Origin of the sequence: Mesorhizobium sp. M0830 (assembly GCF_040319965.1) — a bacterium.
In the GTDB taxonomy this organism is placed as follows: domain Bacteria; phylum Pseudomonadota; class Alphaproteobacteria; order Rhizobiales; family Rhizobiaceae; genus Mesorhizobium.
The window spans coordinates 105,244-129,636 of sequence record NZ_JAMYOR010000010.1 but is presented as its reverse complement, the minus strand read 5'-3'; the positions used below and the strand labels follow the sequence as shown (position 1 = coordinate 129,636).

Annotated in this window: 18 protein-coding genes; 13 read left to right on the top strand and 5 right to left on the bottom strand. The window is 62.1% G+C overall.

What is annotated here, in order from left to right; translation table 11 throughout:
* The first annotated feature begins 76 nt into the window (after positions 1-76).
* From NKI20_RS08960 to bglA, 9 genes are all read left to right on the top strand, one after another.
* Entirely contained in the window at positions 77-1,138 is a 1,062-nt protein-coding gene (locus tag NKI20_RS08960) for an ABC transporter permease (RefSeq protein WP_023760534.1), read from the top strand.
* A 2-nt stretch (positions 1,139-1,140) separates the two neighbouring features.
* Positions 1,141-1,923, top strand: a complete 783-nt coding sequence (locus NKI20_RS08955) for an ATP-binding cassette domain-containing protein (protein ID WP_023760533.1) — start codon at positions 1,141-1,143, stop codon at positions 1,921-1,923.
* A gap of 226 nt (positions 1,924-2,149) precedes the next feature.
* Positions 2,150-4,618 carry a glycogen/starch/alpha-glucan phosphorylase gene (locus tag NKI20_RS08950; RefSeq protein WP_352829931.1) on the top strand — a complete coding sequence of 823 codons (2,469 nt, stop codon included), beginning with the start codon at positions 2,150-2,152 and terminating at the stop codon, positions 4,616-4,618.
* Between the two features lie 104 nt (positions 4,619-4,722).
* Positions 4,723-6,936 carry a 1,4-alpha-glucan branching protein GlgB gene (gene glgB, locus NKI20_RS08945; protein ID WP_352829929.1) on the top strand — a complete coding sequence of 738 codons (2,214 nt, stop codon included), beginning with the start codon at positions 4,723-4,725 and terminating at the stop codon, positions 6,934-6,936.
* 49 nt (positions 6,937-6,985) lie between these two features.
* Positions 6,986-8,251: a glucose-1-phosphate adenylyltransferase gene (gene glgC / locus NKI20_RS08940; protein ID WP_023760530.1), complete on the top strand. Its 1,266-nt coding sequence runs from the start codon at positions 6,986-6,988 to the stop codon at positions 8,249-8,251.
* Between the two features lie 3 nt (positions 8,252-8,254).
* Complete coding sequence (gene glgA, locus NKI20_RS08935) at positions 8,255-9,700, top strand: glycogen synthase GlgA (RefSeq protein WP_352829926.1); 1,446 nt, start codon at positions 8,255-8,257, stop codon at positions 9,698-9,700.
* Positions 9,701-9,703: 3 nt separating this feature from the next.
* Positions 9,704-11,332, top strand: a complete 1,629-nt coding sequence (locus tag NKI20_RS08930; RefSeq protein ID WP_352728043.1) for an alpha-D-glucose phosphate-specific phosphoglucomutase — start codon at positions 9,704-9,706, stop codon at positions 11,330-11,332.
* A gap of 157 nt (positions 11,333-11,489) precedes the next feature.
* Entirely contained in the window at positions 11,490-13,496 is a 2,007-nt protein-coding gene (glgX, locus tag NKI20_RS08925; protein ID WP_352829924.1) for a glycogen debranching protein GlgX, read from the top strand.
* Positions 13,483-15,108 (top strand): beta-galactosidase BglA, encoded by a 1,626-nt coding sequence (gene bglA, locus NKI20_RS08920; RefSeq protein WP_352829922.1) that lies wholly within the window; start codon positions 13,483-13,485, stop codon positions 15,106-15,108. The genes glgX and bglA overlap by 14 nt, the downstream gene beginning before the upstream one ends.
* Before the next feature lie 9 nt (positions 15,109-15,117).
* Here bglA and NKI20_RS08915 read toward each other — a convergent pair whose 3' ends face one another.
* Positions 15,118-16,884: a Tad domain-containing protein gene (locus tag NKI20_RS08915; protein WP_352829920.1), complete on the bottom strand. Its 1,767-nt coding sequence runs from the start codon at positions 16,882-16,884 to the stop codon at positions 15,118-15,120.
* Positions 16,885-17,331, bottom strand: a complete 447-nt coding sequence (locus tag NKI20_RS08910; RefSeq protein WP_352829952.1) for a TadE/TadG family type IV pilus assembly protein — start codon at positions 17,329-17,331, stop codon at positions 16,885-16,887.
* Positions 17,332-17,614: 283 nt separating this feature from the next.
* Between NKI20_RS08910 and NKI20_RS08905 the strand changes: the two genes are divergently transcribed.
* From NKI20_RS08905 to NKI20_RS08890, 4 genes are all read left to right on the top strand, one after another.
* A complete protein-coding gene (locus NKI20_RS08905) occupies positions 17,615-19,207 on the top strand; it encodes a peptide ABC transporter substrate-binding protein (RefSeq protein WP_352829918.1) in 1,593 nt (530 codons plus the stop codon).
* Between the two features lie 164 nt (positions 19,208-19,371).
* Positions 19,372-20,295 (top strand): ABC transporter permease subunit, encoded by a 924-nt coding sequence (locus NKI20_RS08900; protein WP_352606657.1) that lies wholly within the window; start codon positions 19,372-19,374, stop codon positions 20,293-20,295.
* Entirely contained in the window at positions 20,288-21,409 is a 1,122-nt protein-coding gene (locus NKI20_RS08895; protein WP_352606659.1) for an ABC transporter permease, read from the top strand. The genes NKI20_RS08900 and NKI20_RS08895 overlap by 8 nt, the downstream gene beginning before the upstream one ends.
* Positions 21,410-21,456: 47 nt before the next feature.
* Entirely contained in the window at positions 21,457-23,076 is a 1,620-nt protein-coding gene (locus NKI20_RS08890) for an ABC transporter ATP-binding protein (protein ID WP_352829915.1), read from the top strand.
* 46 nt (positions 23,077-23,122) lie between these two features.
* Here the strand turns inward: NKI20_RS08890 and NKI20_RS08885 are convergent, their stop codons facing one another.
* From NKI20_RS08885 to NKI20_RS08875, 3 genes are all read right to left on the bottom strand, one after another.
* On the bottom strand, positions 23,123-23,467 hold the full coding sequence (locus tag NKI20_RS08885; RefSeq protein WP_352829913.1) for a hypothetical protein: 345 nt from the start codon (positions 23,465-23,467) through the stop codon (positions 23,123-23,125).
* 259 nt (positions 23,468-23,726) lie between these two features.
* Positions 23,727-24,083, bottom strand: coding sequence for a hypothetical protein (locus NKI20_RS08880; RefSeq protein WP_352829911.1), 357 nt, complete (start codon positions 24,081-24,083; stop codon positions 23,727-23,729).
* Positions 24,084-24,169: 86 nt separating this feature from the next.
* Positions 24,170-24,391, bottom strand: a complete 222-nt coding sequence (locus NKI20_RS08875) for a hypothetical protein (protein WP_352829910.1) — start codon at positions 24,389-24,391, stop codon at positions 24,170-24,172.
* Between the last annotated feature and the right edge of the window lie 2 nt (positions 24,392-24,393).

Sequence of the window (24,393 nt, the reverse complement as noted above, 5' to 3'; positions counted from 1 at the left end):
GCGAACAATCCCGGCAGCAGACCGGATAAGCGTGGACGGGCGTCGGCGTTTGGCTGCAGCCCCACGGGGAGGAAATATGGCTCAAGCTCAAGAATTCGAGAAAGTTCTCTCGGGCAGCGACACCAGTGTAGCCGCTTTTGACGAGCACAAATCGGCCGTCAAACGCATCCAGCATTTCCTGCATTCGACTCCGGCCGCGGTGCCGTTGATCGTGCTGGTTCTGGCAATCATCGTCTTCGGCATCACCATCGGAGGGCGGTTCTTTTCGTCCTACACGCTGACGCTGATCCTGCAGCAGATTGCCATCGTCGGCATTCTCGGCGCCGCGCAGACGCTGGTCATCCTGACCGCCGGCATCGACCTGTCGATTGGCGTCATCATGGTGATTTCAGCGGTGATCATCGGCAATTGCGCGGTCAGTTACGGTATGCCCAGTGTGCTCGCCGTGGCGATCGGGCTTGCCGCCGGCGCGGCCTGCGGGCTGCTCAACGGGCTGCTGGTTGCCTACATGAAGCTGCCGCCCTTCATCGTGACGCTTGGCACCTGGAACATCGTCATGGCCACGAATTTCATCTATTCGGCCAATGAGACGATCCGCGACACCGACGTCGACAACCAGGCACCGCTGCTGCATCTGTTCGCCCTTAGCTTTAAAGTTGGGACCGCGGTGCTGACGCTCGGGGTCATTGCGACAGTCTTGCTTGTGATGATCCTCTGGTACGTGCTCAATCACACGGCATGGGGCCGCCATGTCTACGCCGTCGGCGACGACCAGGAAGCGGCGAAGCTGTCGGGTATCCAGACCAAGAAGGTGCTGGTGACGGTCTACACCCTTGCCGGGTTGATCGCAGCTTTCGCGGCCTGGGTCTCGATCGGCCGCAACGGGTCGATCTCGCCGTCCGCCGCCGTTACCGACTACAATCTGCAGGCGATCACCGCGACGGTGATCGGCGGTATTTCTCTGTTCGGCGGACGCGGCTCGATCCTGGGCACGCTGTTTGGCGCGATGATCGTCGGCGTCGTCTCCATGGGCCTCAACATGCTGGGCGCCGATCCGCAATGGAAAGTGCTGCTCACCGGTGTGCTGATCATCGGCGCCGTGGCTGTCGACCAATGGATCAGAAAGGTTTCGGCATGACCATGACTCAGGAACCCATCCTCACCGCTCGTGGCCTGATCAAACGCTATGGCCGCGTCACCGCTCTCGACAATGCGGACTTCGACCTCTACCCAGGCGAAATCCTCGCCGTCATAGGCGACAATGGTGCCGGCAAGTCGTCGCTCATCAAGGCGATTTCCGGCGCGGCCGTGCCCGACGAAGGGGAGATTCGGCTTGAAGGCAAACCCGTCGCCTTCAAATCGCCGATGGAGGCCCGCGAAGCCGGCATCGAGACCGTCTATCAGAATCTGGCGCTGTCGCCGGCGCTGTCGATCGCCGACAATATGTTCCTTGGCCGCGAGATCCGCAAACCGGGTTTTCTGGGCGACTGGCTTCGTATGCTCGACCGTCCGGCGATGGAAAAGCGCGCCCGCGACAAGCTCACCGAACTTGGCCTGATGACCATCCAGAACATCTCCCAGGCGGTGGAAACGCTCTCAGGCGGCCAGCGCCAAGGCGTGGCGGTGGCGCGCGCCGCCGCATTCGGCAGTCGTGTCGTGATCATGGATGAACCGACGGCAGCCCTTGGCGTCAAGGAAAGCCGCCGCGTGCTCGAACTGATCCTCGACGTCAAGAAGCGCGGCCTGCCGATCGTGCTCATCTCGCACAACATGCCGCATGTCTTCGAAGTGGCCGACCGCATTCACATCCACCGGCTTGGCCGTCGCCTCTGCGTCATCGATCCCAAGCAATATACGATGTCCGATGCCGTGGCTTTCATGACCGGTGCAAAGGTTCCGCCCGAGGCAGCGCTCGCGGCTTGAGGCATGTGGCCAAAGTGCGTAGCGGTTTGGGACAACGACATGCACCGAGCAAAATTTTGAAGCGCGTCGCGCAGAGGGCGCGCCGCACTTCAGATGGCCAAATTGCCGCAGGGTAAGGCAAGCATGGGCTGATCTAAATCGATTGAACATATAGCGGTATCGGCTAGCATGGGCTGGGAGGAACGATGAAAGCCGGTATGATCATGGCAACCGCACGAGAGGCAGCATGACGAGCGCGATGACATCCGAACCCCTCCCGCCACTGCTCGAAAATCCTGATCCAGAGACGCTCGCAAGGGAAGTCTTGATGGCCCTCAAATATCGGGTCGGCAAGGACACCACGGTCGCGACCCAGTACGACTGGCTGACCGCCTCGATCAAGGTCGTGCGCGACCGCATCGTCGACCGCTGGATGCAGGCGACGAAGGAGGCCTATGACCAGAAGGAAAAGCGCGTCTATTATCTGTCGCTGGAGTTCCTCATCGGCCGGCTGATGCGCGATGCCTTCTCCAATCTCGGTCTGATGGACAATATGCGCGAGGCGTTGTCGTCGCTGGGCGTCGATCTCGATCTCATCGCCGCACTCGAGCCGGATGCGGCACTCGGCAATGGCGGCCTCGGCCGGCTTGCAGCCTGCTTCATGGAAAGCATGGCGACCGTCGACATCCCCGCGCATGGCTACGGCATTCGTTACGCCAACGGCATGTTCCGCCAGGAGATTCACGACGGCTGGCAGGTCGAACTGCCCGAAACCTGGCTCGATCACGGCAACCCGTGGGAGTTCGAGCGCCGCGAACGCTCGTTTGAGGTCGGGTTCGGTGGTTCGGTGGAATCGATCACCTCCAAGGACGGCCGGCTTGAGCGCCACGTCTGGAAGCCGATCGAGCATGTTTTGGCCGTCGCCTATGACACGCCCGTCGTCGGCTGGCGGGCCAATCGCGTCAACACGCTGCGGCTCTGGTCGGGCATGCCGGTCGATCCGATCCTGCTCGACAAATTCAATGCCGGCGACCATATCGGCGCGCTTGCCGAAAGCAACAAGGCCGATGCCTTGTCGCGCGTTCTCTATCCCGCCGATTCCCACAAGGCCGGGCAGGAACTGCGGCTCAGGCAGGAGTACTTTTTCTCCACCGCCTCGCTGCAGGACATCGTCCAGCGGCATCTCAGCCAGTATGGCGACCTGAAATCGCTGCCCGACAAGGCTGCGATCCACCTCAACGACACCCACCCGGCCATCGCTGTGCCTGAACTGATGCGCCTGTTGATGGATGTCCACGGCATGGATTTCGATCAGGCCTGGGATACCACCAAGCGCACCTTCGGCTACACCAACCACACGCTGCTGCCCGAAGCGCTGGAAAGCTGGCCGGTGCCGCTGTTCGAGCGGCTTTTGCCGCGCCACATGCAGATCGTTTACGCCATCAATGCCGAAGTGCTGCTTGAGGCGCGCGCGTCCAACCAGTTCTCGGACGAGCAGATCAGCCGCATCTCGCTGATCCAGGAAAATGGCGACCGCCGGGTGCGCATGGGCAATCTGGCCTTTGTCGGCTCGCATTCGATCAATGGCGTTTCGGCCCTGCACACCGACCTGATGAAGGAAACGGTGTTTGCCGACCTGCACAAGCTCTACCCCGATCGCATCAACAACAAGACCAACGGCATCACGCCACGGCGCTGGCTGATCCAGTGCAACCCCGGCCTGACGTCGCTCGCCCGCGAGGCGATCGGCGATCGCTTTCTCGACGACATCGACGCTATCAAGGATCTTGATGGCTTCGCCGGCGACGCCGCGTTTCGCGACAGGTTCGCCGCCGTCAAGCGCGCCAACAAGGCGCGGCTGGCCAACCTCGTCGCCGACCGTCTCGGCATCAAGGTCGACCCCTCGGCGCTGTTCGATATCCAGATCAAGCGCATTCACGAATACAAGCGCCAGCTCCTAAACATCCTCGAGGCGATCGCGCTTTACGATCAGATCCGCTCGCATCCCGAGCGTGACTGGATGCCGCGCGTGAAGTTCTTCGGCGGCAAGGCGGCGCCCAGCTATCACAATGCCAAGCTGATCATCAAACTCGCCAACGACGTCGCCAAGGTCATCAACCGCGACCCGGCGGTGCGCGGCTTGCTGAAGGTGGTGTTCGTGCCGAACTACAATGTCAGCCTGGCCGAGATCATGATGCCGGCTGCCGACTTGTCGGAGCAGATCTCGACCGCCGGCATGGAAGCGTCCGGCACTGGCAACATGAAGTTCGCCCTGAACGGCGCGTTGACCATCGGCACGCTCGACGGCGCCAATGTCGAGATCAAGGAGTGCGTCGGCGACAACAATATCTTCATCTTCGGCCTGACCACCGCCGAGGTCGCAGAGCGGCGAAACAATGGCTACAACCCGCGCGCTGTCATCGAAGGATCATCCGAACTGGCGCAAGCAGTTGCGGCTGTTTCGTCAGGTGTCTTTTCGCCGGACGATCCAGAGCGTTACCGCGACCTTATCGACGGTCTCTACAACAGCGACTGGTTCATGGTTGCTGCCGATTTCGATGCCTATGCCGCCGCCCAGCGCGAGGTCGATGCAGTCTGGCGCAACAGTCCCGACTGGTATGCCCGGGCAATCCGCAACGTTGCGCGTGTCGGCTGGTTCTCCTCCGATCGCACCATCCGTCAATATGCGAAAGAAATCTGGAACGTGCCTGTCTGATGTGATTGCATGAGGCTGCGAACGAGGTGGTCCTGGGGTGTGAATTCGACCGTCGATTTCACATCCCAAACAAACGCTTGGTGCCTGGGGAGGGACACTGCCTGATGAAGAAGCCGCGCGCGACCGCTGCGACAAGCGGGCCGGACGGACTGGCGCCAGCCAGCGATGTTGCGGCGATTGTTGCCGGCACGCATGGTGACCCCTTCGCAGTTCTTGGCGTCCATGAGGTCGGCAAGAACCTGTTTGGCCGCTGCTTTGTCCCACATGCCGAATTCGTCACCGCCTACACGCTGACCGGCATCATCGCGGGTGAGCTGTCCAGGCGCGACGATGGCGGCTTTTTCGAAGGCAAGCTCTCGATCAAGAAGCGCCAGCCCTTGCGCTATCACGCGCGCAATGCCGGCGGCGACTGGTGGCTGACCGATCCCTATTCGTTCGGTCCGGTGCTTGGCCCGATGGACGATTACTACATCGCCCAAGGCTCGCACCTAAGACTGTTCGACAAGCTCGGCGCCCATGTCATCGACCACGAAGGCGCTTCCGGCGTGCATTTCGCCGTCTGGGCTCCCAATGCCCGACGCGTCTCGGTGGTCGGCGATTTCAACGAATGGGACGGTCGCCGGCACACGATGCGCGATCGCCGCGACACCGGCATCTGGGAGCTGTTCGTACCCGACATCGGTGCCGGACGACCCTACAAGTACGAGATCATCGGCCCTGACGGCGTCAGGCTGCCGCTGAAGGCGGACCCGTTCGCCTTCAAATCCGAATTGCGGCCGGCCACCGCTTCGGTCGTGGCCGTGCCACCGGCGCATGAGTGGGGAGATGAGGCGCATCGCAATTTCTGGCGCAATGCCGACCACCGGCGCGAAGCGATCTCGATCTATGAGGTCCATGCCGGTTCCTGGCAGCTTCGCGATGACGGTACATTCCTGTCATGGGACGAGTTGGCCGACCGGCTGATCCCCTATGTCGTCGAGACGGGCTTCACTCATATCGAATTCATGCCGATCTCCGAACACCCCTATGACCCATCCTGGGGCTACCAGACGACCGGCCTCTACGCACCGTCGGCCCGCTTCGGCGACCCGGACGGCTTTGCCCGTTTCGTCGATGGCGCCCACCGCGCCGGCGTCGGTGTGATCCTCGACTGGGTACCAGCGCATTTCCCGGTCGATGCGCATGGCTTGGCCAATTTCGATGGCACCGCGCTTTATGAGCATGCCGATCCGCGCAAGGGTTTTCATCCCGACTGGAACACCGCGATCTATAATTTCGGCCGCCGCGAAGTGGTGTCCTTCCTCGTCAACAACGCTTTGTTCTGGGCCGAAAAATACCATGTCGACGGTTTGCGCGTCGATGCGGTCGCCTCGATGCTCTACCTCGACTATTCGCGCAAGGCCGGCGAATGGATCCCCAACGAGAAGGGCGGCCGCGAAAACCTCGAGGCGGTCAGCTTCCTGCAGAAGATGAACAAGGAGGTCTATGGCCACCATCCCGGCGTCATGACCATCGCCGAGGAATCGACCTCATGGCCGAAGGTCTCGGCGCCGGTGCACGAGGGCGGCCTAGGCTTCGGCTTCAAGTGGAACATGGGCTTCATGCACGACACGCTGGAGTACTTCTCCAAGGAGCCGATCTTCCGCAAGCACCACCACAATGATCTCACCTTCGGCCTGACCTACGCCTTCTCGGAGAACTTCATGCTGCCGCTCTCGCATGACGAGGTCGTGCATGGCAAAGGCACGCTGCTTGCCAAGATGGCCGGCGACGACTGGCAGAAATTCGCGACTTTGCGCGCCTACTACGCCTTCATGTGGGGTTATCCCGGCAAGAAGCTGCTGTTCATGGGGCAGGAGTTCGCGCAGCGCCGCGAATGGAGCGAAGCGCGCGCGCTCGACTGGAACCTGCTCGAATTCCGGCCGCATCGCGGCGTCTGGCAGACGGTGCGCGATCTCAACTATCTTTACCGTTCGCGCCCGGCGCTGCACGGGCGCGACTGCGAACCGGAAGGGTTTTCCTGGCTGATCGTCGACGACAGCCAGAATTCGGTTTTCGCCTGGCTACGCAGCGCACCGGGGGGCAGCCCGGTGGCCGTAATTTCCAATTTCACGCCGGTGCCGCGCGACAACTATCGCGTGCCGTTGCCAACGGCCGGCAAATGGCGCGAAATCATCAACACCGACGCTTCGGAATATGGCGGTTCCGGCAAGGGCAATGGTGGCACGGTCGAGGCCCGGGCGGAGGGCGGAAGCATCTCTGCGACGATGCTTTTGCCGCCGCTGTCGACGATCATGCTTGAACCCGTGGTCGACTGAGCCATGTCGAGGTCGAGTAAGTCGAGATGAGTAACTTGGGAGGGTAAAAATGGCAGACTTGAAACGGACCCAGCCGCTGGCGCGCGATGCCATGGCCTATGTATTGGCCGGCGGCCGTGGCAGCCGCCTCAAGGAACTGACTGACCGGCGCGCCAAGCCGGCCGTCTATTTCGGCGGCAAGACGCGCATCATCGATTTCGCGCTTTCCAACGCGCTCAACTCCGGCATTCGCCGCCTTGGCGTCGCCACCCAGTACAAGGCGCATTCGCTGATCCGCCATCTGCAACGTGGCTGGAACTTCCTGCGGCCCGAGCGAAACGAGAGTTTCGACATTCTGCCGGCCAGCCAGCGCGTCTCGGAAACGCAGTGGTATGAGGGTACGGCCGACGCAGTCTATCAGAACATCGATATCATCGAGGCCTACGGCCCCGAATACATGGTGGTCCTGGCTGGCGACCACATCTACAAGATGGACTACGAACTGATGCTTCGCCAGCATGTCGACGCCAATGCCGATGTCACCGTCGGGTGCCTCGAAGTGCCGCGCATGGAAGCCACCGGCTTCGGCGTCATGCATGTCGACGGCAAGGACAACATCATCGCTTTCGTCGAAAAGCCCGCCGACCCGCCCGGCATTCCCGACAAGCCGGAATTCGCTCTGGCCTCGATGGGCATCTATGTCTTCAAGACCAAGTTCCTGATGGAGCAGTTGCGCCGTGATGCGGCCGAGCCAGGCTCGAGCCGCGACTTCGGCAAGGACATCATCCCGTATATCGTCCAGCACGGTAAGGCGATTGCCCACCGCTTCGCCAAGTCCTGCGTCCGCTCGACCGCCGAGAACGAGGCCTATTGGCGCGATGTCGGAACGGTCGACGCCTATTGGGAAGCCAATATCGACCTGACCGATATCACGCCGGAGCTCGATCTCTACGACCGCGACTGGCCGATCTGGACTTATGCCGAATTGAAGCCGCCGGCAAAGTTCGTGCATGATGAGGATGGCCGCCGGGGTTCGGCCGTGTCCTCGCTGGTATCGGGCGATTGCATCGTCTCGGGGGCCTCGCTGAAACGAAGCCTGATCTTCACCGGTGCGCGCATCAATTCCTATTCGACGCTGGAAGAAGTCGTCATGCTGCCTGACGTTCATGTCGGCCGGAACGCAAAGTTGAAGCGCGTGGTCATCGACCACGGTGTTAGGATACCGGAAGGGCTGGTAGTCGGCGAGGATCCCGTTCTCGATGCCAAGCGCTTTAGGGTCTCGGAAAAGGGCATTTGCCTGGTCACTCAGGACATGATCGACAAGTTAGGGCTCTAGTGCATGCAGGTTCTGTCGGTCACGCCTGAGATTTTCCCGCTGATCAAGACCGGTGGACTTGCCGACGTGACCGGCGCGCTGCCCATCGCGCTGGCGACCAAGGGCGTGACCATGCGCACGCTCATTCCCGGTTTCCCCACCGTCATGGCCGCCTTCAAGAAGAGGAAGTCGGTTCTGCAATATCCCTTGCTGCAGGGTGGCAAGGCCTCCGTCCATTCCGTCCAACTCGCCGGGCTCGAGCTGTTCGTGCTAGACGCGCCGCATCTGTTCGATCGTCCCGGTGGTCCCTATGGCAATGCGACCGGCGTCGACTGGCCCGACAATTGGCGGCGCTTCGCGGCGCTGAGCCAGGTCGGCGGCGACATCGCCAGTGGCGCCATCTCGGGCTACCAGCCCGACATCGTCCATGCCCATGACTGGCAGTCTGCGATGGCCCTGGCCTACATGCGCTACGGCAGGGCGGTCGGCGTGCCCTCGATGCTAACCGTCCACAATCTCGCCTTCCAGGGCCAGTTCGGCGCAGGCATCTTCGGCGAGCTCGGCTTGCCGGCGGCGGCGATGGCGCTCGACGGCGTCGAATATTACGGTGGCGTCGGCTTCCTCAAAGCCGGCCTGCAGGCGGCCTGGGCAATCACCACGGTCAGTCCAACCTATGCGCAGGAGATTCGCTCGGCGGAATTCGGCATGGGTCTCGACGGCCTCATCAACATGCGCTCCAGCGATCTCCATGGCATCGTCAACGGCATCGACACCGGGATATGGAATCCCGAAACCGACAAGCATCTGGTGTCCACCTATACGGCCAGCACGCTGAAGGCGCGCGCCCCCAACAGGGCGGCCGTCGAAGATCGCTTCAGCCTTGAGCGTGACGACAGTCCGATCGTCTGCGTCGTCAGCCGCCTGACCTGGCAAAAAGGCATGGACATCTTGGCGACAGCCGTCGATGGCATCGTTGCGGCTGGCGCGCGCCTGGCGATCCTGGGCTCCGGCGATGCCGGTCTTGAAGGCGCACTACTTGCCGCGGCCGCCAGGCATCGCGGCCGTATCGGGGTCGTGGTCGGCTATGACGAGGGACTGTCGCACATCATGCAAGGCGGCTGCGACGCCATCATCATTCCCTCGCGCTTCGAACCCTGCGGGCTGACACAGCTTTACGGACTGCGCTATGGCTGCGTTCCGGTGGTCGCCCGCACCGGCGGCCTGGCCGATACAGTCATCGACGCCAACGAGGCCGCCATTTCAGCCGGTGTGGCCACCGGCTTCCAGTTCGCGCCCAACGATGGGGGTGCCTTGCTGCACGCCATCCGCCGCCTGGTCGACGCCCATGCCAGTCCGGTGGTCTGGGAATCGTTGCAGCGCCAAGGCATGAAAGCCGATGTGTCGTGGGACAAGAGCGCGGAAAAATATTTTGAACTCTATCGCTCGCTGCTTTCGAAAAGGGTTTCTTGAAGCATGATACGGACCGTCCCCACCAAACCCTATTCCGATCAGAAGCCCGGCACGTCGGGCCTGCGCAAGAAGGTGCCGGTGTTCCAGCAGGAGCACTATGCCGAGAACTTCATCCAGTCGATCTTCGACGCGCTCGATGGTTTCAAGGGCAAGACCCTGGTGATCGGCGGCGATGGCCGCTTCTACAACCGCGAGGTCATCCAGAAGGCAATCGCCATGGCGGCCGCCAACGGCTTCGGCAAGGTGATGGTCGGGCAGGGCGGCATCCTGTCGACGCCGGCCGCTTCGCATGTCATCCGCAAATACAAGACGTTTGGCGGCATCATCCTGTCGGCCAGCCACAATCCGGGCGGCCCGCACGAGGATTTCGGCATCAAGTACAATGCCGGCAATGGCGGCCCGGCGCCGGAAAAGCTGACCGACGCGATCTTCGCCAAGACCAAGGCAATCGCGAGCTTCAAGATCGCCGATATCGATCCGATCGACATCGACACAACAGGCACGGTCAAGGTCGCCGGCATGACGGTCGAGATCATCGATCCGGTCGCCGACTATGCCGAGCTGATGGAAAGCCTGTTCGATTTCGACGCATTGCGCAAACTGTTCAAGTCCGGCTTCCGCATGCGCTTCGACGCCATGCATGCCGTGACCGGTCCCTATGCCAAGGAAATCCTGGAAAACCGGCTGGGTGCGCCCAACGGCACCTGCCGCAACTTCAAGCCGTTGCCGGATTTCGGCGGCCATCACCCGGACCCGAACCTCGTCCATGCCAAACACCTCTATGACGAGATGATGGGGCCGGACGCACCGGATTTCGGCGCCGCCTCGGACGGCGACGGCGACCGCAATCTGATCATCGGCAAGGGCATTTTCGTCACCCCGTCGGATTCCGTCGCCATGCTCGCTGCCAACGCCCGCCTGGCGCCTGGCTACAAGGCTGGTTTGAAAGGCATCGCCCGCTCGATGCCGACCAGTGGCGCTGCCGATCGCGTCGCCGAAAAACTCGGCATCGGCATCTATGAAACGCCGACCGGCTGGAAGTTCTTCGGCAATCTGCTCGACGCCGACATGGCGACCATCTGCGGCGAGGAAAGTGCCGGCACCGGCTCCAACCATGTCCGCGAGAAGGACGGTCTGTGGGCGGTGCTGCTGTGGCTCAACATCCTTGCCGCGCGCGGCGAAAGCTGCAAGCAGATCGTCACCGAGCACTGGGCAACCTACGGCCGCAATTACTATTCGCGGCATGACTATGAAGAGGTCGAGAGCGACCGTGCCAACGCGCTGGTCGACGAACTCCGCGCCAGGCTCGGCGCGTTGCCGGGCACCAGCGTGCGAGGCATGACAGTCGCCAGTGCCGACGATTTTGCCTATCACGATCCGGTCGATGGTTCGACCAGCGAGCATCAGGGCATCAGGGTTATGTTCGAAGGCGGTTCGCGCGTCGTCTTCCGGTTGTCCGGCACCGGCACGTCGGGCGCGACGTTGCGCGTTTATATCGAGCGCTATGAGCCGGACAAGTCGAGACACGATCTCGACACGCAGGCCGCACTTGCCGATCTGATTGCCGCGGCCGATGATATTGCCGGGATCAAGAGTCACACCGGTCGCAACAAGCCGAGCGTGATCACTTGAGGGTGGCGGTGGCTTCACCCTCCCCCTTGTGGGGAGGGTCGATCCGCGTTGCGGAGCGAGATGGGGGTGCTCATAAAGCGCTTTTCCTGCGCCGCCCCCCACCCCGCTCACTTCGTTCGCGACCCTCCCCACAAGGGGGAGGGTGGAGGACGCGCTGGTGAGCCAGCTCGGCGCTACCGTCACCCGCGACGGCATCCGCTTTGCCGCCTGGTCGCAGGCCGCCAGACGGCTCTGGGTCTCGATCTTCAACGAGCAGGGCAACCGGGAACTCGAACGGCTCGAGCTGCGGCCGGAAGGCGAGGGCGTCCATGCGCTGTTTGTTGCGGGTCTTGGCCCCGGCACCCGCTACGGTTTTCGCGCCGATGGCGACTACGCGCCGGAGCGCGGGCTGTGGTTCGACCCCGCCAAGCTCCTGACCGACCCTTACGCCGTCGAGATCGACAGGTCTTACGCCTATGACTGGCGGCTGGCCCAGCGTCGCGGCGAGGGCGCCTATACCGCGCCGCTGATGCCGAAGGCGATTGCGGTTGCCTTGCCGAAGCCGGTGCAGGCTGCGCCGCCGCTCTTTCAGCCCGGTGATCTGATCTACGAAGTGCCGGTGCGCGCCTTCACAATGCTGCACCCAGACGTTCCGGAAAAATTGCGCGGTACGGTCGCGGCGTTGGCTCACCCCGCGATATTCGAGCACCTAAAAAAACTCGGCGTTGGCGCGGTCGAACTGATGCCGGTGACGGCATCGATCGATGAGCGGCATTTGCCGTCGCTCGGGCTGCGCAACGCCTGGGGCTACAATCCCGTCACGTTCATGGCGCTCGATCCACGCCTGGCGCCGGGCGGCATCATGGAATTGCGAAACACCGTCGCCGTGCTGCGCCGGGCCGGCATCGGCGTCATCCTCGATCTCGTCTTCAATCATACCGGCGAGAGCGACAGGCTCGGGCCCACGCTGTCGCTGCGCGGCTTCGACAACCAGGGCTATTACCGGCACACATCTGACGGCAGGCTGACCAACGACACCGGCACCGGCAACACCGTCGCTTGCGATCATCCGGTCGTCAGGGAAATGGTCCTCGACACGCTTCGCCATTTTGCCCGGGTTGCCGGCGTCGATGGTTTCCGCTTCGACCTGGCGCCCATTCTGGGCCGTATCGAAGGAACATTCGATGCCGAGGCGCCGCTGCTGAAGGCGATGCGCGAAGATGCGCTCCTGGCCGATCGCGTATTGATCGCCGAGCCCTGGGATATCGGCCCGGATGGCTACCAGCTCGGCAATTTTCCGCCTTCCTTCCTTGAATGGAACGACAAGTACCGCGACGATGTCAGGCGCTTCTGGCGCGGCGACGCCGGCATGGTCGGCGCGCTGGCGACCCGGCTGGCCGGTTCGTCCGATGTGTTTGCCGCGAAGGGACAAAACGTCAGCCGCACGGTCAATTTCATCGCCGCCCATGACGGCATGACGCTCGCCGACATCGTACGCTACGAGCGCAAGCACAACGAGGCCAATGGCGAGCAGAATCGCGACGGCCACAACGAGAACCTGTCCTGGAACAACGGCGTCGAAGGGGATGTGGACGACCCCGCCGTGGCAGCAGCTCGCCTGAACGACCAGCGCGCGCTGCTCGCCACGCTGTTTGCCTCGCGCGGCACCATCATGCTGACGGCGGGCGACGAATTCGGCCGCACCCAGCGGGGCAACAACAACGCCTATGCGCAGGATAACGAGATCACCTGGCTCGACTGGGCCGGCCGCGACCAGGCTCTTGAGCGCTACACGGCGCTGCTCTCGACGTTGCGCCGCGCGACATCAGTGCTTTCCGATACAGGCTTCCTCACTGGCCGGTCGCCGGCAGGCTCGGAGATGCCGGACGTCGCCTGGCTGACCGAGACAGGCGTGCCGCTCAATGAACAGAGCTGGCAGGATCCGCAGCGGCACCGTCTTGTCATGATCCTGGGTGGCGCCATCGATGGCGAGGGTCGCCTTGCCGTCATCATCAACGGCGATCGTCGGGCCTGCATGGTCACCCTGCCTGAGCGTGAAGGGTTTTTCTGGACCGCCGCCGTCGAGGCAGCTGACATCTCGCGGCCGGTATCGGGGCGGACGGTGATCTTCATGATCGAACAAGCGCAGGCCGGCACAAGGGAGAAGCGCAATGGCGTCAGCTGACAAGGCCGGATGGTGGCGCGGCTGCGTCATCTACCAGATCTATCCGCGCTCGTTCCAGGACACGACCGGCGACGGCAGCGGCGATCTCGCAGGCATTACGTCGAGGCTCGCTCATGCCGCCTCGCTTGGTGTCGATGCTGTCTGGCTGTCGCCCTTCTTCAAGTCGCCGATGGCCGATATGGGCTACGACGTGTCGAACTACTGCGATGTCGATCCGATGTTCGGCACGCTTGAGGATTTCGATGCGCTGGTTGCCGAGGCGCATCGTCTCGGCCTGAAGATCGTCATCGACCAGGTGCTGTCGCATTCATCCGACAAACACGACTGGTTCGTCGAAAGCCGCGCCAGCCGCGATAATCCCAAGGCCGACTGGTATGTCTGGGCCGACGCCAAGCCTGATGGCGGCGCGCCCAACAACTGGCTCTCTGTTTTCGGTGGCCCGGCCTGGGAATGGGATTCGACCCGCCGGCAATATTACATGCACAATTTCCTCGCCTCGCAGCCGGACCTGAATTTCCACAATCCGGAGGTTCAGGATGCGCTTCTGGAAACGGTGCGGTTCTGGCTGGAGCGCGACGTCGACGGCTTCCGGTTGGATACGGTCAACTACTATGTCCATGACCGCTGGCTGCGCAGCAATCCGCCCCTGGCGTCGAGCGTCGCCGGCACCAACAGCGAGACCAACACCTACCTCTACCAGGAGCACCTGTTCGACAAGACGCAGCCGGAAAACCTGGCGTTCCTCAGGCGCTTCAGGGCGCTGCTCGACGAATATGACGACCGCGCCGCCGTCGGCGAGATCGGCGACGAGGGCCGCTCCCTGCAGACGCTCGCCGCCTACACCTCAGGCGGCGACAAGCTGCATATGTGCTACACTTTCGACCTGCTGGGGCCGCAGTTCTCGGCGGCGCATGTGCGTGGCTGCGTCGAAGCCTTCGAGGCGGCCGTTTCCGATGGCTGGGTCTGCTGGGCGTTCTCCAACCATGACGTGGTGCGCCATGTCAGCCGCTGGACAAGGCCGGGCAGCGATCCCGACGCGGTCGCAAGATTCTCGATCATGCTGCTGTCGTGCCTGCGCGGCTCGATCTGCCTCTACCAGGGCGAGGAACTCGGCCTGGAGGAGGCGGAGCTTGCTTATGAGGATCTGCGCGATCCCGTCGGCATCCGCTTCTGGCCGGGCATCAAGGGCAGGGATGGATGTCGCACGCCGATGGTCTGGGAGGCCGGCGCCGACAATGCGGGCTTCTCGACGGCCAAGCCGTGGCTGCCCATACCGGCCAGCCATCGCGCCCGAGCGGTCGACGTGCAGAATGCAGACGCCACATCGGTGCTCACGTCCTATCGGGCCGCCCTGGCGTTGCGCAGGGAGCATGAGGCGCTGGTAACAGGCTCGATCCGCTTCATTGACGCTGAGGGTGACGTGCTCGCCTTCATCCGCGAAGGCGGCGGCGAGAGACTGATCTGTGTCTTCAATTTCACTGGGGAGCCGGCGAATTGGCCCTTGCCGCCTGATATCGGAGCGGTCGCAAAGCTTGCCGGCGATGCAGCTGCCGTCGAGGAGACCGGGCTCCAGTTGCCTGCGCTCGGATATTTTCTTGGCCGCCTCGATTGACGTCCGTCCTTACTGGACGAGTACCGAGCGTCCGCAGGTCGCGCCTGTAACCCTCACATCGGCCTCGCCGACGCCGACACCCAGCGCTGAGAGCACATTGTAGAGCAAGTCGTCGACGGGCGCTGTTACACCGTTCAGCGCCGTCACCACCGCCGGCTTGACCGCTCCGGTCAGGGCTGTCAGGTCGATCCCCAGGCCAAGCGCATTGACCGAAAGCGACAGGTTGCTGACCAGAGACGTGGTGAGCGATTGTGTAATGTTGCGCGTCGAAACGGTCTTGATCGTCTTGTTGGCGATGTCGGTCGCATCGAAGGTCAGTGTTGTCGGGTTGTTGTTGGTGATCGCTGTGGCGGCGGAGCCCATCATCTGTATCAGCGGAATGTTGGTCAGCAGCAGCTTGAGGTTCGCATCCGCGATTTCCGCGTCGGTGAATGTCTGCGGTTGGCTGAAGTCGCCAAAGCCTGAAGTGTTGCTGTTGGCCAGGTGCAGCGCGGCAATGCCTGGGTGCGCCGCGATGGAAACCTTGATGCTGGACGGCCCCGTCGGACAAGTGATGTCGGTCAGTTTCGCTTCGGCATAGGCGACTTCCACATTGAGCGGCAGGTTCACGGCCAGCAGACTGACGCCGCCGCCGAGACCAGGTGTGCCGACCCCGACGCTGGCCACCAGCTTGATACGCGTCTGGGCCGTGCGCACCGTGGTCCCGATTCCTCCGACCGCGAGCCATGGCGAAAATTGTGCCGGCTCGCCGATCGCAATGGTAAGCTTGGTGGAAAGAAGCCCCGGTACCGTGGCTCCGAGATTGACCTGAGCCTGGTTGGTGCCGTTAGCCAGCACTGCGGCGGCAGTCAGCATTCCCATGGCGCTTGCATCGACCCCTAGGCCTGTCGGGGTTTGTCCCAACCCCACGCTGCCCACGGAGCCGAGGTCGACAAGGCTGCTGAGCGGGATCTTGACCGTGCTGGTCGACTTGGACGCGATCGTCTGCAGGGCGACCTTGGCCGTATTGCCAACTCCAGGCACATTGGCCATGGCGGTAGCGATCTGGCCGACGGTCGCCTTGGAGGCCAGCACATCCGAATAGGTACCGCCGGTCACGTTCGCTTGCGTGGCAAGGGCACTGATGAAGGAGAGGACGCTGACATCGGCCGAGATCAACCCGTTGTAGTCCATGACGCTGAGCGAAATGTTGCCGCCGAGAAGTCCGCTCAGAAGCGCGTTGAGGATGCCGCCATCGACGCTGGCCAGCCTCGACCCTACCGAGAACGTTGCCAGCGGTGTCATGCTGGCCGTCGCCTCGGTGCCGATGACCGGAGTGGGGATCAGCGAACTCGCGAAATAGCGGGCCGGGATCTTCTTCAGGGTTACGCGGACGGCATTGTAGGGTGTCAAGTTGGCCTGGAAGCGCTGGCTTACGTTAGCACCGGATGCCGCGTATCGTCCCGGTGTGACCGAAACGACGGTTTTGCCGACGGCCGGTGCGATCGTCTGTCCGGAGCCTTGAACGACAACCCCCGGCATGCCGTTGTCGGTCAGCGTGGTCACAACTGCGGTGTCGATCTTTGTGATGTTCGAGGCGGCGGTGATCGCGGCCAAGTCCACCATTGCCTGTGCTTCGCGACGCTCGGTGTAGATCGAGGCTTCGTCGATGGCGACGGCAGCCAGAGCAAGCCCGACCGGCGCCATGAGCGCGGTCATCACGGCAAAATTCGCCTTTCTGTCACTCAGTATCAACCGCGCCAGCCGGCCGATCTCCTTGCGCGCATGCGGCAACACTCAGATACCTCCGACCCGTATGGTTGACTGGCGCGTGATCGTGGTCCCTGGCATCGCGATGCCAGGGAAGAGATTCCATATCGGCAGGTTGCGTGCATCGTAGTGGATGGAAACCACGAACTGGCTGCCGTCGGCTGTGCTGTCATTGGCCTGATAGGTTAGCTTGTTCGCATCCACGAACGGATATCCACCGGCATTGTTGGTGACGAAGCTGGCCACGAGCGTTTGCCGTTCGGTCTGGTTCATCCCAGCAATGGCTGTCCGTGCGGCGTCCGCCGCGATTTGCTGGATCGAGTTGGCCGCACCGAAATATATGCCGTACGCAACCATTCCAAGCAGGATGAGGATGAAGATCGGTGAGAGCAGGGCGAACTCAACCGCCGAAGTTCCCGAATTACTTATCCGGAATCGGCGGCTTCTGGCCATGAGAATGAGACGGCGAACCATGTCGCTGAACATGCCAAAGTTCGCATGCAAAAAGCGGAAACCTCAGGTGCAACCTGGCGGTGTGAGCGATTGAAGGCATGTTCTAATTTAGCGATGGCTTCTTTCTTCTCATTGTTGACTTAGGGTCAATCAGTACTCAGTTGAAAAGAGCTTACCTCCTGTCTAGTCTCCTGCCACCAGCCATCGGAGGGAACCGGTGGCGCGCTCGAAGGAGTCAGATATCGGCTCCGGGGCGTCAACACGTAAAGGCGCGCCGACGGGCAGCGCCGACAGGGAGAACTTCATGCTGAAAAACATGCTGAGGGCGACTGTGTTCGCCACGACCATGGCGGTGGCAGCCGGCACGTTCTACACGCCCGCTTTCGCCGAGACCGTCTACAACCGCGGATCCGCCGCCGAAGCGGAGACGCTCGATCCGCACAAGACGTCGACGGTCTATGAAGCCGATATCATACGCGACCTGTTCCAGGGCCTCGTCATGCACGACCAGAAGACGAACCTCATTCCGGGCGCCGCCGAAAGCTGGACGGTGTCCGACGACGGCACAGTCTACACCTTCAAGCTGCGCAAGAACGGCCTCTGGTCGGACGGCAGCCCGGTGACGGCCGACGACTTCGTTTATTCGTTCCGTCGGCTGGAAGATCCAGCCACCGCTGCCGAATACGCTTCCATGCTCTATCCCGTGAAGAACGCCGAGGAAGTCAACACCAAGAAGGGCAAGCCGGAGGACATGGGCGTCAAGGCGCTTGACGCGAATACCCTCGAAGTCACGCTGAAGGCGCCGACACCTTACTTCCTGGAGATGCTGACCCACCAGGCGACCTATCCGGTTAACAAGGCGTCCATCGAAAAGCTTGGCGCCGACTGGATCAAGGCAGGCAAGCTTGTCTCCAACGGGGCTTATACCGCGGCGGAGTGGATTCCCAACGACCATCTGAAGCTGGTCAAGAATCCGAAATTCTGGGACGCGGCGACCGTCAAGGTCGACGTGGTCAACTATATCCCGACCGAGGACCGCTCGTCGGCGATGAAGCGCTTCGAGGCCGGTGAACTCGACAGTTACGGTGACCTGCCGACCGAACAGCTCGCCGACCTCAAGACCAAATTCGGCGACCAGGTCCGCGTCGGGCCATATCTCGGCACCTACTATTATGCGATCAAGACCGACAAGGCGCCGTGGGATAATGTCGAACTGCGCAATGCCATCTCGATGGCGATCGATCGCGACTTTCTCGCCGAAAAAGTCTGGCAGAACTCGATGCTGCCCGGCTATTCGATGGTACCTCCGGGCATCGAAGGCTACACGCCGGCACTGGCCAAATATGCCGACATGCCGCAGATCGACCGCGAAGACGCTGCCAAGAAGATCCTCGAGAAGCTCGGCTATACACCCGAGCATCCGTTGAAGATGGAGATCCGCTACAACACCTCGGAAAACCACAAGAACACCGCTGTCGCCATCCAGGAACAATTGAAGCCGCTTGGCGTCGAGATCACGCTGCTCAACACCGACACCAAGACCCACTACTCGTTCCTCGAGCAGAAGGGCGACTACGATGTGGCGCGTGCCGCCTGGATCGCAGATTACAAGGACCCGGAAACCTTCCTCGGCATCTCGCGCAAGGCCAGCGGCAACAACTATTCGAACTATAACAGCCCGAAATACGAAGCGGCGATGGACAAGGCGGCCGCCGCCGGCGGCAAACCCGAACTGCGCATGAAGGAACTCGCCGAGGCCGAGCGCATCCTCATCGATGATGTCGGCGAGATCCCGCTTCTCTACTACAGCTACCATGACATCGTTTCTTCGAAGCTGCATGGTTTCGACGACAATGTGATGGACATCCATCCGTCCCGCTTCATCAGCAAGGACTGATCCCTTGGCTGGGCCGCCGCGCAACTCATGCGCGGCGGTGCTGGTTTGCCATCGCATCGGCCCGGGAACCGGATCGATTTTCGACAATGTCGGTGCGAAGATTTGAACGCTAGAGCATAATCGTCCAGTTGGACGCATACTGCTCTGGATCAAGCGGGGCACCGATGCTGCGATATGTATTAAGGCGGCTTCTGACCGCCATTCCGACGCTGTTCGTCATCGTGACAATGGCGTTTTTCCTGATGCGCGTCGCGCCAGGCGGCCCGTTCAACCAGGAGCGGGGGCTGAGCCCTGAGATCAGAGCCAATCTCGAAGCTCAGTTCGGTCTCAACGACCCGCTCTGGCTGCAATTTGTCCACTATCTCGGCAATCTTTTGCGCGGCAATTTCGGGCCGAGCTACAACATGCCGGATTTCACCGTCACCGAACTCTTCGCCAAGGGACTGCCTATTTCGGTCCAGCTCGGCGCGTCGGCACTCGTCCTGGCGCTTCTGCTCGGTTCCGTGCTCGGCACCATTGCCGCGCTCAACCAGAACAAGCTTGGCGACTACATGGTGATCGCGCTGGCGACCGCCGGCAGCACGATTCCCACCTTCGTCATCGCGCCGGTGATCCAGCTTCTGTTCGGGCTGACCTGGAAACTGCTGCCGATCGGTGGATGGGGCGATGGCGCTTTCATCAACAAGGTCGGCCCGGTGCTGACGCTCGCTCTGCCGCAGATCGCCATCGTCGCCCGACTGATGCGTGGCTCGATGATCGAATCGCTGCGATCCCATCACATCCGCACGGCACGCGCGCTCGGCCTCTCCGATTGGTCGGTGGTGGTCAAGCACGCGCTACGTGGCGCCATCCTGCCGATCGTCTCCTTCACCGGCCCGGCGGCCGCGGCTCTGCTGACCGGTTCGGTCATCGTCGAGACGATCTTCTCCATTCCCGGTGTCGGCCGCTATTTCGTCGATGCCGCGCTTAACCGCGATTATACGCTGGTGATGGGAACGGTGGTGGTGATCGCCATCTTCACCATCGTTTTCAACCTTATCGTCGACGTCATGTACGCGGTCGTCGACCCGAGGGTGCGCTATGACTGACATCGCAGCCACGGCTCCCGCCGTCATCGGCCGCTCGCTCTGGGGGGATGCCTGGGCGCGCCTCAAGGCCAATCGCGCCGCCATGTTCAGCCTCTATTATCTTGCTTTGATCGCGGTCGTCAGCGTGGTCGGCCCCTCGCTCGTGCCGCATCAATACACGACCATCTATGGTGATTATGTGCGCACGCCGCCAAGCCTTTCGGCCTATCCGAAGGCCGACACGATCGAGACGGCGCTCACCGAAGCGATCAAGCGCATGCGGGTCGACCTCAAGGAGTGGCGGCAGGAGGGCAACCAGGTCTTCGTTACCGTCAAGTCGACCAAGCCGATCGACGACCGCAACATCCGCTATCTCGATCGCTCCGATGCCTTTGACGGCACCAAGATCGAAAGCAAGTCGCCTGACGGCCTCGAAGTGACGATGAGCGCCTCGATCAAGCAGCAATACTTCCTGTTCGGTACCGACAACACCGGCCGCGATCTGTTGTCCCGCACGCTGATGGCCGGGCGCATATCTCTGGCCATCGGCCTGCTCGCCGGCATCGTGGCGGTGGTCATCGGCGTGGTCTACGGCGCCGCTGCCGGCTTTGCCGGCGGCAAGGTCGACGAGGTGATGATGCGCATCGTCGACGTGCTCTATTCCTTGCCCTTCATCTTCTTCGTCATCATGCTGGTGGTGTTCTTCGGCCGCAATTTCGTGCTGATGTTCCTGGCGGTCGGCGCAGTGCTGTGGCTCGACATGGCGCGCATCGTGCGCGGCCAGGCACTGTCGATCCGCCGGCAGGAATATGTCCAGGCGGCGGAGGCCATGGGTGTCGGCCAGCGCGGCATCCTCCTGCGCCACGTCATCCCCAACCTGCTCGGGCCCGTCGTGATCTACATGACGCTGCTGGTGCCGCAGGTCATCATCCTGGAGAGCTTCCTGTCGTTCCTGGGGCTCGGTGTGCAGGAGCCGATGACCAGCTGGGGCGTACTGATCTCGGTCGGCGCCAAGAACATCGGCACCGCCAACTGGCTGCTCCTGTTTCCCGCCTTCTTCCTCGTCTCGACGCTGTTCGCCTTGAACTTCGTCGGCGACGGCCTTCGCGACGCGCTCGACCCCAGGGATCGCTAAGATGGGGATCGCTAAGATGTGGATCGATAGAGATGGGGATCACTGAGATGGCTGCTTCCGAAACGATCCTCAGCGTCAAGGACCTGCGCGTCCGCTTCCGCACGCTCGACGGCGCGGTCGAGGCGGTCAAGGGCATCAACATACATGTCAACGCGGGCGAAACCGTTGCCGTCGTCGGTGAGTCCGGCTCCGGCAAGAGCCAGACGATGATGGCGGCGATGAGCCTGCTGGCATCGAATGGCGAAGCGACAGGCAGCGTCGACTATCGCGGCCGCAACCTTCTGGCTCTGAGCAAATCCGAGCTCAACAAGGTCCGTGGCCGGAAGATCAGCATGATCTTTCAGGAGCCGATGACGTCGCTCGATCCTCTCTATTCGATCGGCAATCAGCTGATCGAGCCGATCCGCCGGCATCGCGGCTTGAATGTCGCCGAGGCGCGCGAAGAGGCGCTCAAGCTGCTGCGGCTAGTGCATATTCCCGATCCCGAGCGGCGGATGAAGTCCTATCCGCACGAAATGTCTGGCGGCCAGCGCCAGCGCGTGATGATTGCCATGGCGCTCGCCAACGATCCCGACATCCTGATCGCCGACGAGCCGACGACGGCGCTCGACGTAACCATCCAGGCGCAAATCCTGATGCTCTTGGCCGAATTGCAGCGCAAGCTCGGCATGGCGATCGTCTTCATCACCCACGATCTTGGCATCGTCCGTCGCTTTGCCGACCGTGTCTATGTCATGCGCCAGGGCGAAGTTGTGGAGGAGGGGGAGGCTGAAGCCATCTTCGTCAACCCGCAGCATGCCTATACGAAAATGCTGCTGGCAGCCGAGCCGACCGGCCACAAGGCGCCGCCGCCCGCCAACGCCCCGGTGCTGCTCGAAGGCAGGAATGTCGAAGTGACGTTCAGGATCGGCGGCGGGTTTCTTGCTGGCGAGCCGCTGATGCTACGTGCGGTCGATCACATCTCGATCCGGCTGCAGCGCAACCAGACCATCGGCATCGTCGGTGAATCCGGCTCGGGCAAATCGACGCTCGGCCGCGCCTTGCTGCGACTATTACCGAGCGACGGCATCATCCGTTTCGGCGATCGCGACATTTCCACTGCCGACCGACAGGCGATGCGGCCGCTGCGGCGCCAAATGCAGCTCGTCTTCCAGGATCCGTTCGGTTCACTATCGCCGCGCATGACCGTCGGCCAGGTCGTCACCGAAGGGCTTCTGGTGCATGAGCCGAACCTTTCGGGCAAGCAACGCGACCAGCGCGCGGTCGAGGCCTTGCGCGAGGTCGGCCTCGATCCCAATGCCCGCAACCGCTACCCGCACGAATTCTCCGGCGGCCAGCGGCAGCGCATCGCCATTGCCCGGGCCATGATCCTGAAGCCCAAGCTGGTGGTTCTGGACGAACCAACCTCGGCACTCGACCGCTCGGTGCAGAAACAGATCGTCGAACTGCTGCGCAAGCTGCAGGCCGACCACGAGCTGTCCTACCTCTTCATCAGCCACGATCTGTCAGTCGTGCGCGCCATGGCCGACTACATCATCGTCATGAAACAGGGCAAGATCGTCGAGGAAGGGCCGACCGAGGCGATTTTCAGCAACCCGCAGCACGTCTACACCCAGACGCTGATGGCCGCGGCCATCGACGTCACACGGTTTCGGTTGAGCGCCTGAGACCGTAGCCACCAAAAGGCGCAAAACACCAGACACGGCTGTTCACTCAGTCCGTTGACCTCGGGCACTTGTTTGCCCGAACCGCGACTAGGGCGTCTTGCTGCTGTTTCAGCCGGGCGATCCTGGCCGTTTCACGGTCGGCGACCGCGGCTTTTACACGCGAGCCGCCCGGCAGCCAGCGCGGAACGTTGGTGTTCGCGACTTTGCCGCGGGTAATTGCGGTTCGCGAGATGTCGCGGGCGATGCCTCCCAACGCGCTGTTGAGCTCGGTGCATGACATCGAGTCGTATTTCGCCGGATCGGCGGTTCTGCCGATCGATGAACAGCCGACGACAAGAAACAGCGCAATCGTCAGGGCCGGTGGCGAGGCTGTGGTTGAATTCGAATTCATGTCGCATCCGGCTTGCCGTTACATAGAGCCCGTCATACCGCATCGAAGTACCTAGCGCTGACGGCCATTTTCGTCAAAGTTTCGCCGCGGCGCGCTTTCGCATTTTGGTTGTCTCCGACCTGGAAAGGGATGTTCAGCGGCTTCGTTCGGATCGCCTGGTCGACGTGCAAACTTCGGCAGCTGATAGCGGTAAGCCAGCCGCCGCACCGTGCCCGCCCTCCAAATTGTCGGGCCATTCGTTCAACTTCCCTGCGAACTCTCACGCTGCTTCGGCAACGAACTTCGCCGATTCGTCCCCGAGCACCGCCTGAGCGGCATCGATCTCGTTTTCATCGACATGCGCCGTCACCAAAATGATGCCCTCAGCGATGCTCGCATCATTCGTCTTTGCGGAACTCGTGGTAAATGTGCCGAGCAGGCCGCCGGCAAGGCCGCCAAAGACAGCGCCTGCCATCGCTGTCGCCGATAGGCCCGCGGCAAGAGGATTGATGGCGTGAACGGCAATGCCGCTCAACCAGGCCAACCCGCCAGCGCCAGCGCCAGCGATTGATCCCAGAGCGAGCGCCCATAGAAATCCCGCTTCGTCCCGGTAAGGTCCAATGATGGCGATCTCCACCCGAGGAATTCCAGCTCCCATAAGGTCGCCTGCGACCCGGGCAGCTTCGGCAGGCGAATCAAAAAGTCTGCTGATTGTCGCCATGGCTACTCGGGTTTTTGGCTGTTCAGATCGGAGACGAAAGACGCGGCGATCAGGTCGTCGCCCTGAATTCGCCCCTCGCGGTCCTCCATCATGGCCGCGACTTTCTGGAAGGTCTTCATTTCGCCCTTGGTGATGCGGGCCTCTTGCATCTTGGCCTTGAGGTCAGCCACGCGCACCCCCAGCGCTTGGGATATTTCAGTCTCACAGTTCATAGCGATCTGCATCC